This is a genomic window from Acinetobacter sp. Marseille-Q1618, assembly GCF_902809855.1.
Taxonomy (GTDB): domain Bacteria; phylum Pseudomonadota; class Gammaproteobacteria; order Pseudomonadales; family Moraxellaceae; genus Acinetobacter.
The window spans coordinates 1-12,513 of record NZ_CADDWJ010000002.1 but is presented as its reverse complement, the minus strand read 5'-3'; the positions used below and the strand labels follow the sequence as shown (position 1 = coordinate 12,513).

The 12,513-nt window shown below is 38.0% G+C and carries 11 protein-coding genes and 4 tRNA genes; 9 read left to right on the top strand and 6 right to left on the bottom strand.

What is annotated here, in order from left to right; genetic code table 11:
* Positions 1-597: a dual specificity protein phosphatase family protein gene (locus HUS24_RS07210; RefSeq protein ID WP_173911433.1), complete on the bottom strand. Its 597-nt coding sequence runs from the start codon at positions 595-597 to the stop codon at positions 1-3.
* Positions 594-1,409, bottom strand: coding sequence for an MBL fold metallo-hydrolase (locus HUS24_RS07205; RefSeq protein ID WP_173911432.1), 816 nt, complete (start codon positions 1,407-1,409; stop codon positions 594-596). Before HUS24_RS07205 ends, HUS24_RS07210 begins: the two co-directional genes overlap by 4 nt.
* Before the next feature lie 149 nt (positions 1,410-1,558).
* Here HUS24_RS07205 and HUS24_RS07200 point away from each other — a divergent pair, with 149 nt between their 5' ends.
* Positions 1,559-2,164: a glutathione S-transferase N-terminal domain-containing protein gene (locus tag HUS24_RS07200; protein ID WP_173911431.1), complete on the top strand. Its 606-nt coding sequence runs from the start codon at positions 1,559-1,561 to the stop codon at positions 2,162-2,164.
* Between the two features lie 162 nt (positions 2,165-2,326).
* On the opposite strand, the gene HUS24_RS07195 is transcribed toward HUS24_RS07200, so the two are convergent.
* The gene (locus tag HUS24_RS07195) at positions 2,327-2,968 is read right to left on the bottom strand and encodes a peroxiredoxin (RefSeq protein ID WP_173911430.1); all 642 of its coding nucleotides are present in this window, start codon (positions 2,966-2,968) and stop codon (positions 2,327-2,329) included.
* A 345-nt stretch (positions 2,969-3,313) separates the two neighbouring features.
* Here HUS24_RS07195 and secA point away from each other — a divergent pair, with 345 nt between their 5' ends.
* From secA to HUS24_RS07155, 8 genes are all read left to right on the top strand, one after another.
* Complete coding sequence (gene secA / locus HUS24_RS07190; protein ID WP_173911429.1) at positions 3,314-6,046, top strand: preprotein translocase subunit SecA; 2,733 nt, start codon at positions 3,314-3,316, stop codon at positions 6,044-6,046.
* A 140-nt stretch (positions 6,047-6,186) separates the two neighbouring features.
* Complete coding sequence (locus HUS24_RS07185; protein ID WP_173911428.1) at positions 6,187-6,582, top strand: hypothetical protein; 396 nt, start codon at positions 6,187-6,189, stop codon at positions 6,580-6,582.
* Between the two features lie 234 nt (positions 6,583-6,816).
* Positions 6,817-8,037, top strand: a complete 1,221-nt coding sequence (gene argJ / locus HUS24_RS07180; protein WP_173911427.1) for a bifunctional glutamate N-acetyltransferase/amino-acid acetyltransferase ArgJ — start codon at positions 6,817-6,819, stop codon at positions 8,035-8,037.
* Between the two features lie 149 nt (positions 8,038-8,186).
* The gene (nadA, locus tag HUS24_RS07175; RefSeq protein WP_173911426.1) at positions 8,187-9,254 is read left to right on the top strand and encodes a quinolinate synthase NadA; all 1,068 of its coding nucleotides are present in this window, start codon (positions 8,187-8,189) and stop codon (positions 9,252-9,254) included.
* 153 nt (positions 9,255-9,407) lie between these two features.
* Positions 9,408-9,484, top strand: a tRNA-Pro gene (locus tag HUS24_RS07170).
* Positions 9,485-9,531: 47 nt separating this feature from the next.
* Positions 9,532-9,608 (top strand) — tRNA-Arg (locus HUS24_RS07165).
* Positions 9,609-9,649: 41 nt separating this feature from the next.
* A tRNA-His gene (locus HUS24_RS07160) sits at positions 9,650-9,725 on the top strand.
* A gap of 18 nt (positions 9,726-9,743) precedes the next feature.
* A tRNA-Pro gene (locus HUS24_RS07155) sits at positions 9,744-9,820 on the top strand.
* A gap of 111 nt (positions 9,821-9,931) precedes the next feature.
* Here HUS24_RS07155 and HUS24_RS07150 read toward each other — a convergent pair.
* The 3 genes from HUS24_RS07150 to HUS24_RS07140 are packed head-to-tail and all read right to left on the bottom strand — an operon-like array spanning position 9,932 to position 12,158.
* Positions 9,932-10,411: an OmpA family protein gene (locus HUS24_RS07150; protein WP_173911425.1), complete on the bottom strand. Its 480-nt coding sequence runs from the start codon at positions 10,409-10,411 to the stop codon at positions 9,932-9,934.
* A gap of 20 nt (positions 10,412-10,431) precedes the next feature.
* Positions 10,432-11,649, bottom strand: a complete 1,218-nt coding sequence (locus tag HUS24_RS07145) for a sensor domain-containing diguanylate cyclase (RefSeq protein ID WP_173911424.1) — start codon at positions 11,647-11,649, stop codon at positions 10,432-10,434.
* 5 nt (positions 11,650-11,654) lie between these two features.
* On the bottom strand, positions 11,655-12,158 hold the full coding sequence (locus HUS24_RS07140; protein ID WP_173911423.1) for a YfiR family protein: 504 nt from the start codon (positions 12,156-12,158) through the stop codon (positions 11,655-11,657).
* Between the last annotated feature and the right edge of the window lie 355 nt (positions 12,159-12,513).

Below are 12,513 nucleotides of genomic sequence, written 5' to 3'. Positions count from 1 at the left end.
CTATTGTGATTCTGCTATTAGAGATGGATTTGTGAGTTGCTCACGAATCCATCTTATTTTTTCTGGGCTAAATTGTTTTTCGATATTGATCCAAATCGGGTGAAAACCATAACCACCATGCTTCATTTCTTTTAAAGCATCTTGTGTTGACCAATTTTCAAAAATAATTCGATACATGGCGATACTTGCACCCGTACGATCAGAGCCATGATAACAATGCAATAAAACTTTTTGATTTTTCTGTTGTGCTTTTTGGATGCTTTGCATTACTTTTAATAAATCATGTTCATCAATTGCCCATGTATTAATGGGAATATGCACCAAATCAAAACCTTGCCCTGCAAGTGTTGTGCGATCTTTATCTCGACTGCGTAAATTAATCACCATATCAATTTGATGTTTTTCAAGCAGGGGAATTAGCTCTTCATTCGGCTGTTCACTGCGAAATACCTGCTCACTTATTTGATAAAAATTAGAAGATTTTTGAATTAAATCTCCCCACTGTTGTGGTCGTTGTTCTTGTGGCAGCGTTGATGAAGTAATGCAGCCAGTCATTAGGCTAGAGCTAAGTAAAATTGCTAAAAAATGTAATTTCATAAAGAAGAATAACGCTGTAATTCAAAAGGATCATGCGCACAAATAATGTCAATATGCGGTTGATTTTGGGTTAAAGTTTGGATGGCTTTTAAACTGTGTAGACGTTGTTGATTATTAAATGCAAATAAACGCTCAGTCAAATTTAAGCCCAAAGACTTATACTTTGGATCAAGTTCAAGATGAGAGTAATAAGCATCACCGCAAAACAACAGCCATTGATCTTTCTGGCGAATGGCAATACCACAATGTCCTGCAGTATGACCAAGCAAAGGAATCATTAGAATTTCATCTTTAAAAATTTTAAAGCCTTGCACACGATGAAAATTAAACCAAGGTTCACCTGCTTCATGTTCTAAAAAATGCCAATAGGCATGATTTTTAAACTGTTGTGGACGATAACGCAGTTTGTTTTTACTGGAAAATGTTTGCGCAGCATTAAACTCATTCGACAAAATATGCACAGTTGCATTGGGAAAATCACCAATGCCTCCTGCATGATCAAAATCTAAATGACTCACCAAAATATGTTGAACATCGCTCGGTTTAAAACCAAGTTTTTGAATTTGATGAAACGCTGACAAATATGGATCAGACACAATTGCACTCATTTTTGTCATGAACTTACCTAAGCGTTGCTGTGGGCGTAAGTAGTCTTGTAGGCCTAAACCTGTATCGACCAAGACTAAACCTCGATCTGTTTCAATCAATAAACAATGACAGACCAAATTGGCTTTTAAACCCTTTTGCCCAAACAAAGGCGCGCACATGGGACACATGCTACCGCAGTGTAAATGGTGAATGTTATAGATCATCTTGTTCTGTTTTTAAATTTTCTAAAATATTTATACCTTATTTTTAAATAAGAACCAATGCTTACAAAACATACTAAACAATTCTCTAATTTGAGATTGTTATATTGCATACTCTAAGTACATGGATCATAAGAACAAGGAGTAGGCAGATGCAATTATATTATTCACCGACATCCCCTTTTGCTCGTAAAGTTCGAGTACTGATTTATGAGTTAAAAATTCAAGATCAATTTGATTTTTTAGTGGTTGACCCTTGGACAGATCCACAGCTAAGAAAGATTAATCCTTTGTCCAAAGTACCTACTTTGGTGCTCAATCACAAAGAAGTGCTTTTTGATTCAGCTTTGATTTGTGAGTATTTAAGTACACTGAAAGACAAAAGTTTGGTTTATCCAACTGAACGTGTGGCATATTTTAAAAGCTTACGTTTACAAGCTTTGGCGGATGGTGCGATGACAGCAGTAGGGCGTTTATATGCAGAGTTACACAAACCTGAGCAGCAACAATCAGCAGAAATGATCCAGCGTTTTGTGACAACTCAGAAAAGTGCTTTAAGTTGGCTAGAACAGCATTTAGATAATTTTACTGAAAATTTTGCAATCGGTGAAATTGCTGTGGCGTGTTTGCTGGAATATCTCAACTTTCGCTTTCCTGAGGATGATTGGAAAACTCAACATCCGCACTTAGCCACATGGCTTGAAACGGTTATAATACGTGAATCGATGCAAAGTACGCATTTTCATGTTTTACCTTAACTAACAATATTATCAAAGCAAAGAATATCCATTGATAAAGATATTTTATAAAGGTATTTAAGTGCAGTTTTTAATGTTTAAAATAAAAAAGAACTCCAATTGCTAATATTGGAGTTCATGGAGAAAATAAAAAATTTAATTTTATGTACTAAGTACTAAATATTAATCTTTATTGGGTTGTGGCGTTAAACGCAGATATGGTTTAACCGCCGTATAACCTTTTGGGAAACGTTCTTTTAGCTCAGCTTCATCCTTGATGGATGGCACGATCACTACATCTTCACCTTCTTGCCAATTGGCAGGCGTTGCCACTTTATAGTTGTCTGTCAGTTGTAAGGAATCAATCACGCGTAAAATCTCATTAAAATTACGTCCAGTTGATGCAGGATAAGTAATGATTAAACGGACTTTTTTATTTGGATCAATGATTACCAAAGAACGCACTGTTAAAGTTTCGCTGGCATTGGGATGAATAAATCCGTATAACTCAGATACTTTACGATCTTTATCCGCAATGATTGGAAAATTTACTGTTGTGTCTTGAGTTTCATTAATGTCTTGAATCCAGCCTTGATGTGACTCTACGTCATCAACAGATAGGGCAATTGCTTTGACGCCACGTTTTGCAAATTCATCTTTAAGTTTTGCTGTATAACCTAGCTCAGTCGTACATACAGGCGTGTAATCTGCAGGATGTGAAAATAAAATCCCCCAATCATCACCTAAAAACTCATAAAAATGAATTTTACCTTCACTTGAGTCTTGTTCAAAATCTGGTGCAACATCACCTAAACGAATCGTCATTATTTTTACCTCAAAATTTAAAATGCTAAAAAGTTGTGTATTTGCTCGTCAAAAACACTATCACCTAAATTTCTTATAATTAAAAATAGTGTTTTTGTATTTCTTTATGATTATTTTTCATAAAAAGACTGAATGATGCATAAAATTTGCAGATTTCTGTCGAATAATCTATCGGTCTATCGTGCAAATTTGCTACATTAGGTCGCCTAAACTCATACACGCAAAAATCGGTGTGCAGATTTTTTTAATTGGTTTTGTGTAAAAACCTTGTACTTCAAATTTCTAACACCATAATAACGTCTGAGAAAAATTTATTTTGATAAGCAAGTTTTAGAGAGTCTATACATGTTGGCAAGCCTGATCGGAGGAATCTTCGGTACTAAAAACGAGCGTGAACTGAAACGCATGCGTAAAATTGTCGATAAGATCAATGCGCTTGAGCCGACAATATCTGCTTTAAGTGATGCTGACTTATCTGCAAAAACCGAAGAATTTAAACAAAGATACAAAAAAGGTGAAAGCCTAGATCAGTTGATGCCAGAAGCATTCGCTGTCTGCCGTGAAGCAGGTAAGCGAGTGATGGGGATGCGTCATTATGATGTGCAGCTCATCGGTGGTATTACCTTACATGAAGGTAAAATCGCAGAGATGCGTACAGGTGAAGGTAAAACCCTGATGGGTACTTTGGCTGTTTATCTGAATGCTATTAGTGAGCAAGGCGTACACGTTATCACCGTGAACGATTACTTGGCACAACGTGATGCGGAGTTAAACCGTCCGTTGTACGAATTCTTAGGCTTAACTGTTGGGGTGATTTACTCCATGCAAGCGCCTATGGAAAAGGCTGAAGCTTATCGTGCAGACATTACTTACGGTACCAATAACGAATTTGGCTTTGATTATCTACGTGACAACATGGTTTTCTCGATGTCCGAGAAAAAGCAACGTGGACTGACCTATGCCATTATCGATGAGGTCGACTCGATCTTAATTGATGAAGCACGTACACCATTGATTATTTCGGGTCAAAGTGAAGATTCATCACAGCTTTATCAGTTGATGAATAATATTCCACCAAAACTCACTCCTCAGAAAGAAGAAAAAGTTCCTGACGGTGGGCATTTCTGGATTGATGAAAAACAGCGTTCTGTTGAAATGACCGAAGTCGGTTATGAAACAGTAGAGCAAGAACTCATTCAAATGGGCTTGTTGGCTGAAGGCGAAAGTTTGTACTCAGCAGGTAACTTAAACCTTGTACATCATGTTTCAGCAGCGATTCGTGCGCATTTTCTTTATCAACGTAATGTGCATTACATTGTTAATGAAGGCGAAGTAATCATTGTTGATGAAAACACTGGGCGTACCATGCCAGGTCGCCGTTGGTCAGAAGGTTTACATCAAGCAGTCGAAGCCAAAGAAGGTTTAGAAATCCAACCTGAAAACCAAACCTTGGCAACGACGACATTCCAGAACTATTTCCGTTTATACAAAAAACTTTCAGGGATGACAGGTACGGCAGATACCGAAGCTGCGGAAATGAAAGAAATTTACGGTTTGGATGTTGTGTTGATTCCAACCCATCGTCCAATGGTGCGTAAAGATTTAAACGATTTAATCTACTTAAATCGTAATGGTAAGTACAATGCGATTATTGAAGAAATTCAAAAAATTCATGCCGCTGGGGTTGCGCCTATTTTGATTGGTACAGCAACCATTGAAGCTTCAGAAATTTTATCGGATAAACTCAAAGAAGCAGGCATTCACCATGAAGTTTTAAATGCAAAACAGCATGAGCGTGAAGCGGATATTATTGCCCAAGCTGGTGCGCCAAATGCAGTCACGATTGCCACCAACATGGCAGGTCGTGGTACAGATATTTTGCTGGGTGGTAACTGGAAAGCCTTGCTTGCCAAAATCGAAAACCCAACGCCTGAAGATGAAGCACGCCTTCGTAGTGAGTGGGAAAAGAACAATGAAATGGTGTTAAGTTCTGGTGGTTTACATATCATTGGTTCAGAGCGCCATGAATCACGCCGTATTGATAACCAATTACGTGGTCGTTCAGGTCGTCAAGGTGACCCTGGTGTGTCACGCTTCTTCTTATCACTTGAAGACGATTTGATGCGTATATTCGCAGGTGACCGTGTTGTGGCAATGATGCGTGCGATGGGCTTGCAGGAAAATGAAGCCATTGAGCATAAAATGGTGTCACGTTCAATCGAAAATGCACAACGTAAAGTCGAAGCACGTAACTTCGATATTCGTAAAAACTTATTGAAATACGATGATGTAAATAATGAACAACGTAAAATTATTTACTCACAACGTGATGAAATCTTAGAAGAAGCAACGCTTCAAGATTATATTGAGGAAATGCATCACGAAGTCATGAAAGGCTTAATCGAAACTTATATTCCGCCTGAGTCGATCCATGACCAATGGGATATTGAAGGTTTGGAAAATGCTTTACGTGTCGACTTTGGGATCGAACTGCCTGTATCACAATGGCTTGAAGAAGATCGTCGTTTAGATGAAGAAGCATTAGTGGAACGCATCAGTGATGAAGTTGTAGAGCGCTATCGCCGACGTCGTGAAAGTATGGGTGAAGAGTCAGCTGCAACCTTAGAACGTCATTTCTTGTTAGGTTCATTAGACCGTCATTGGAAAGACCATTTGGCTGCGATGGACTATTTACGCCAAGGGATTCATTTACGTGGCTATGCACAAAAGAATCCTGAGCAAGAATACAAAAAAGAAGCATTTAACTTGTTTGTAAATATGCTGGGTGTGATCAAGTCGGATGTAGTGACTGATCTTTCTCGTGTACATATCCCAACGCCAGAAGAGTTAGCGGAAATGGAAGCGCAGCAACAAGCGCAAGCAGAAGCAATGCGTTTGAACTTTGCGCATGATGATGTAGATGGTTTGACAGGTGAAGTCAGTGCTAACTATCAAACAGAAGATGAGCAGTTGAATTTAGACAAACCACAAGCAAGCTTTACCCCGCCTGAAAGCCGTAATGCTCCTTGTCCATGTGGTTCAGGTTTAAAATACAAACAATGTCATGGTAAATTGTAATTTACCGCTGATACTTTAAAAAAGCAGGACTTTGGTTCTGCTTTTTTTACAAGTTATTACAATGCGTGAATATTGATTGCGCCCAGTGTGATTAAATGGTATTTACTTTCTCGACCCGTTTGAAAGATTTAGGAATGATAATGAAAAAACTATTCAAACCCTTATTTGTTGCAGTTTTAGCAATGCCCGTGCTTGCTTTTGCAGATACGCAACCACAAACCCAAACCACGACGGTTGCAAACTTACAAGCTGCGGCAGGCACAGTGAAAGCACAAGCAGAAGTAAAAAATGACTCAACTACAGTGATTAGCCCACGTACAGGCATTCGTTATACTTTGGGGAATACAGGTGGTCGCCCAATTATTTTAAAAACAGCAGCGATTGCAGCAGTAACTCCTGCAACCATTAATCGTGTAGTTGCTTCAAATCCAGCACTGTCTGCTTCCAGCCAAGAAAAAGTAAAACAAGCGCTTTTACCAAATGAACAAACAGTTGCTCAAGCGCAGGTACCGCCAACAACGACTGCACAGCAATAATTTTTGTCACGATAAAACAAATCAAACCAGTATTTAGAAAATACTGGTTTATTTTTATATGATTTTGAATATTTATATTCTATGAAAGGTTTTATTGCCAACATCTTAGAATGAAAAATTGATTTAAAAGTCGCTTGGACATGATAAAAAACAATTCACTGAGCAATAAACTCGATTTTTGATGCATTTTCTAATAAGCTGTTGTTTTCTTAATTTGATTCTGGACATTTAAAAATGGCTGTAGGTGACGTAACTATGCCACATATGCATGTGGTGCAAGGGGTAAAAATTGGCTCTGCAGAGGCGTATGTACGTTATCCAAATCGACGTGATCTAGTCATTTTTGAATTTTCTAAAGGAACAAATGTTGCGGGTGTATTTACACAAAACGCATTTTGTGCAGCACCAGTGCATGTGTCTAAACTACATTTACAACAAGCCAATCCGCGTTATTTAGTGATTAATACAGGAAATGCCAATGCCGGCACAGGCAAATTAGGCATGCAAAACGCACAATTCACCTGCTTAAAACTAGCTGAATTGGCACAGGTTGAGGAGTTTGAAGTTTTACCATTCTCAACGGGTGTGATTGGTGAGCAACTTCCAATTGAGCGCTTAACCCAAGGTTTACAGCCTGCTTTAGCTTCGCTAAGTGAAAGTACTTGGCATGATGCTGCAACAGGGATTATGACCACAGACACCACGCCAAAAGGTGCATCTGAACAGTTTGAGCTAGATGGCATCACATATACCATGACGGGTATTTCCAAAGGTGCGGGCATGATTCGTCCAAATATGGCAACAATGTTAAGCTTTGTTGCAACGGATGCACCCATTGCTCGCCCATTGGTTCAGACAATGTTAAAAATTAGTGCTGATCAGTCATTTAACCGTATTACAGTGGATGGTGATACTTCGACCAATGATTCATGTATCTTTGCGGCAACAGGATGTGCAGGTGGCGCAGAAATCCAGTCAACAAACGATCCACGCTATGCGGTGGTGTTAGATGTTTTATGTCGCGTCATGAAGCGCTTAGCGCAGTTAATTATTCGTGATGGTGAAGGTGCAACCAAATTTATTACGGTTGCTGTTGAAGGTGGAAACGATACACAAGAGTGTTGTGACATTGCCTATAGTATTGCGCATTCACCTTTGGTTAAAACGGCAATTTTTGCCTCTGATCCAAACTGGGGGCGTATCCTTGCTGCAATTGGTTATGCAGGGGTGAAAGATTTAGATGTCGAAAAAATCCAAGTCTGGTTAGATGATGTACAAATCTGTAAAGATGGGGGCGCGGCTGCCGACTATACCGAAGAAGCAGGCGCACGAGTAATGTCACAAACTGAAATGACCATTCGTGTTGATTTAGGACGTGGTACTGCAAAAGATACGGTTTATACCTGTGACTTGTCATATGATTACGTCAAAATCAATGCAGATTATCGCTCTTAAAATCAAAAATTGAAAAAAACCTCCGTTGTGAGGTTTTTTTATAATTAGATGTTTTTTTAATAACTGGTCAAATAAGCCAACGCAAAATTGCCAGTGAATTATATGAAACGCTTGTTGATGAACAGGCATATGGATAGAGAATACGTTTTATGAATGATGCGACCAATTTAATTGCCAATGAAGCAAAATCAATTGTACAAGCGCATTTAGATCGTTTGGGTGAACCTAAAAGTAACGCTTTGACTGAGGAAGCAAAACAAGCAAAATTTGCTCAAATCAAAGCTGAGCTAGAAAAACGAGATGCGGTATTGGTTGCGCATTATTATTGCGATCCTGAAGTGCAAGAGTTGGCTGAACTCACAGGTGGTTGTGTTTCTGATTCGTTAGAAATGGCACGTTTTGGGCGTGATCATCCCGCATCAACCTTGGTGGTTGCAGGTGTGAAATTTATGGGGGAAACTGCCAAGATTTTATCTCCTGAAAAAAAGATTTTAATGCCAACTCTAGAGGCAACCTGTTCACTTGATTTAGGTTGTCCCGTGGATGAGTTTACCGCATTCTGTGATGCTCATCCTGATTATACTGTAGTGGTTTATGCCAATACCTCAGCCGCTGTCAAAGCACGTGCGGATTGGGTGGTCACTTCAAGCTGTGCTGTAGAGATTGTTGAACATTTAGATAGTTTAGGTGAAAAAATTATTTGGGCACCAGATCAACATCTTGGACGTTATATTCAAAAGAAAACTGGGGCAGACATGTTGCTTTGGGATGGTTCATGCATCGTGCATGAAGAATTCCGCTCTCGTGGCATTAGCAATATGAAAGCTTTATATCCAAATGCAGCCGTATTGGTTCATCCAGAGTCGCCTGAGTCTGTGATTGAAATTGCAGATGCGGTAGGAAGTACCTCGCAGCTGATTAAAGCAGCACAAAACTTAGCACAAGACACCTTAATCGTGGCTACAGACCGTGGTATTTTTTATAAAATGCAACAAGCCGTACCAAATAAGACATTGATTGAAGCGCCAACAGCAGGTGAGGGGGCGACTTGTCGTTCATGCGCACATTGCCCCTGGATGGCGATGAATGAATTGGATGGAATTTTGGAGGTTTTACAAAAAAATGATCAAGAAGTGTTTGTGGATACCGAATTAGCACAACGTGCCAAACTGCCTTTAGATCGTATGTTGAATTTTAGTGCGAGCTTAAAACGTTAATTTTGTATAAAAAATATTAGAAATGTTTGATAAATATACATTTGATAGTTTTTTTTAACTTTTTTTGAATATAGGTGTTGACGTCTAAGGGCGTCACGCCTAGAATGCACACCGTACCGAACGACATGTTCGATACAAAAAGCTGAGATGAATCGGAGCATAGCACAGCCTGGTAGTGCACCTGGTTTGGGACCAGGGGGTCGTAGGTTCGAATCCTACTGCTCCGACCAATTCTTCAAGGCAAAGGTTTATTGATAATGTTAAAGTTATCAGTCATGCGCCTGTAGCTCAGTTGGATAGAGCATCCGCCTTCTAAGCGGATGGTCACAGGTTCGAATCCTGTCAGGCGCGCCATTTGCGACTTGATATTGTAGAATCTGAAGCATGTTGTAACGGTGGATGTAGCTCAGTTGGTAGAGCCCCGGATTGTGATTCCGGTTGTCGTGGGTTCGAGCCCCATCATTCACCCCAATCTCTTGATGAGAAAAACGGAGCATAGCACAGCCTGGTAGTGCACCTGGTTTGGGACCAGGGGGTCGTAGGTTCGAATCCTACTGCTCCGACCAATTTAAGTAATAAAACTTAAATATAAATTATCCGCTATATAGCGGTTTTTTTATGCCTAAAATTTAATGCAATAAAAAAGGTCTATTAAGACCTCTTTAGCTTGAAAGTGTTTATGGCACAATCGTTACAGTGACTCGACGATTTTCAGCGCGATGTTGTTCAGTATCATTTGCAGCGATAGGCTGTGCTGCACCTCGACCAATGACATAAATATTTTGTGGGTTAAAATGTTCAGCAATAAAAATATCGGCAACACTTTGCGCACGTTTTTTTGAAAGTGCGAGATTGTACTCTGTGCTGCCGACAGCGTCTGTATGTCCAACAATTTTGACTTTGGTGAGATTATACTTTTGTAGCTGTTGTGATAAGCGCACTAAGCCTTCTCGCTTTTGTACACTAATTTCAGCTTGATCAAACTCAAATAGTAGACGCTCAGGTAATCCCAAACTCCAGCCTTCTTCAGTTAATACGAAGCCTTCTTTTTTTAATGCACGTACCTGATTGTATTTAAGACCACCAAGATTTAAACATCCTGTTAATGCAAGACACAGTAAAGCAAGTACAGAAAATTTAAAATGATTTGCAAACATGATGAACATTCCAAAATAAATTAATGATGGTAAATAAACCAATGGTGTGTCAGAGATTTTGCTTTATACATGGCTTGATCTGCTTGAGAAATTAAATCCTCGGGTGACATGGCTTGATTTGAAAGTGCAATACCTAAACTAAAACTGAAATAGATACTTTGATCATTATAAAGCAAAGGCTCTTCAGAACTTTTAACTAGGTTTTCTGCAATCGAAATTAAGTGTTCGATATGTTGAATCGAGTTTAAAATAATTGCAAATTCATCGCCACTCAAACGAGCCACAAAATCATCTTGTCGAATATTTTTTTGCAAACGGTGTGCCATTTCTTTAAGGACTGCATCGCCAGCTTGATGCCCATATTGATCATTAATTGTTTTAAAGTTATTGGTATCAATAAAAAGTAAAGCTATTTGTTGTTTTTCTGAAGTATTGTTAAATGAGTTTACTAAAACTTGATAAAAGTAATTTCGATTCGGTAACCCAGTTAAATGATCATGCTGAACTTGATAGGACAATTGTTGATTTTCATTTTGTAAGTGCGTATGCCATGATTGAATTTCTTCAAGTAACTGATTAAAAACATTATTCAGATGATTAAATTCTTGAATATCATTATTAGGAAAGCGTAAATTATAAGCGCTTTGTGTGCTGACTAATTGTGCTATTTGTACAATAGGCATCATCGATTGCATGATGTGGCGGTAGGTCAAATTGATCGACCACCATAAAGCAAGTGTCATGAACAACATGCCTACGCCTAAACCAATAAAAATTTTGATGATAAACATCATAATTTCATTTGAGCTACCGTATAAAATGATTTTTCCAACATAATTGCCATTGTGTGAAACAGCAACATGAACGGCGTCTCGTAGAAAAATATGATCAAATAAATTTTGAAGCGCTGAATAATGGTCTACATTTTTAATACTTTCAGAAATCTTCTGATTTTCAATATTATAAACTTCAATTAACCGTACAGAGTGCTGTTGAGTATATTCATGTAAAATTTGTGATAAAGCAGATTTGTCCTGAAATACCAATGCAGGTTGAATACGTTCTGAAACAGTGCGGCTAATTAATTGTAGGTTTTGTTTTGCAAAAGATTCCATCGTAAAGACAGAAATTGTGACAAAGGTAAAAGTGCAAATTGCGAAAGTAATTGCAAATATAGTGAATTGAGATTTACGGAATAATGTTTGTAAGGAAGTCGACTTATATAGCTTATGGATCATCACTATTACTCCGAATTTTTGGCTAAGAGTAAAACACGAGGATCTACATGTACTTTTGAGCGTGCTAAGCTATCCAAGTTTACTTTAAAAATAGTATTGCCATTTTTTGTACTTTGTAAACAAAAAACACTCCCGATTTCACAAGCATGATTATTTGAGCTAAAAGAAAGCACAGATTGTTTTGCAGTGGAATTTAAAAGTTTCTGTTCTACGCTGGGAGAGGTGTTAGAAAAATAAATCGCATCACAGTTTTCTATCTTTATCTCATCATAAGATATATTTTTTACGCTAAAAGGTGAATTTTGTTGTTTTAAATAAAATAAAAATTGTTTAGCTGCATTCTGATTTTCTGTAACGCATAGCGTTGGAGTTGGATCATTCCATTTTGCATAACTTAAAATAGAAAGTGTCATCATATATATATTGTGGGTCGAGTTTGCTTGAGAAAAATTGCTAAAAAAAAGCAAAACTCCCATAACAAAAAAAACTCTAAACTTATTTAGCGACATATTTATGATGAAAGTGGAATAATAATATGTTTATTCTAATAAAAAATGAGACATAGTTCAAAAAATCTATGTAAATGCATTATCTAAAATATTTGGGCTTTGTTTAGAGTGGAAAGTAAGCGAAAAATCCAAATTTGTAGAATAAATATACAGTTGAATAAAAAAATAAAAATAAACGCTAAAAAGGGGTTGCGTGGGCTTAGAAATGCTGTAGAATGCACATCCATCGGCGGTGATGAAGATTAAAACTTCTGATAAAACAGTGATTTAGCATGAAATGGGTGAGTTGGGTTTTAGCAGGAAGGATTAAAAATAGTTTTCATTATCAGTTGACTTTCTGGTTTAAGAGAGTAAT

Excerpts from the sequence above, each read along its gene's own strand:
- HUS24_RS07210 (WP_173911433.1), bottom strand. The coding sequence starts at position 597 with ATGAAATTACATTTTTTAGCAATTTTACTTAGCTCTAGCCTAATGACT.
- HUS24_RS07205 (WP_173911432.1), bottom strand. The coding sequence starts at position 1,409 with ATGATCTATAACATTCACCATTTACACTGCGGTAGCATGTGTCCCATG.
- HUS24_RS07200 (WP_173911431.1), top strand. The coding sequence starts at position 1,559 with ATGCAATTATATTATTCACCGACATCCCCTTTTGCTCGTAAAGTTCGA.
- HUS24_RS07195 (WP_173911430.1), bottom strand. The coding sequence starts at position 2,968 with ATGACGATTCGTTTAGGTGATGTTGCACCAGATTTTGAACAAGACTCA.
- secA (WP_173911429.1), top strand. The coding sequence starts at position 3,314 with ATGTTGGCAAGCCTGATCGGAGGAATCTTCGGTACTAAAAACGAGCGT.
- HUS24_RS07185 (WP_173911428.1), top strand. The coding sequence starts at position 6,187 with ATGAAAAAACTATTCAAACCCTTATTTGTTGCAGTTTTAGCAATGCCC.
- argJ (WP_173911427.1), top strand. The coding sequence starts at position 6,817 with ATGGCTGTAGGTGACGTAACTATGCCACATATGCATGTGGTGCAAGGG.
- nadA (WP_173911426.1), top strand. The coding sequence starts at position 8,187 with ATGAATGATGCGACCAATTTAATTGCCAATGAAGCAAAATCAATTGTA.
- HUS24_RS07150 (WP_173911425.1), bottom strand. The coding sequence starts at position 10,411 with ATGTTTGCAAATCATTTTAAATTTTCTGTACTTGCTTTACTGTGTCTT.
- HUS24_RS07145 (WP_173911424.1), bottom strand. The coding sequence starts at position 11,649 with ATGATCCATAAGCTATATAAGTCGACTTCCTTACAAACATTATTCCGT.
- HUS24_RS07140 (WP_173911423.1), bottom strand. The coding sequence starts at position 12,158 with ATGTCGCTAAATAAGTTTAGAGTTTTTTTTGTTATGGGAGTTTTGCTT.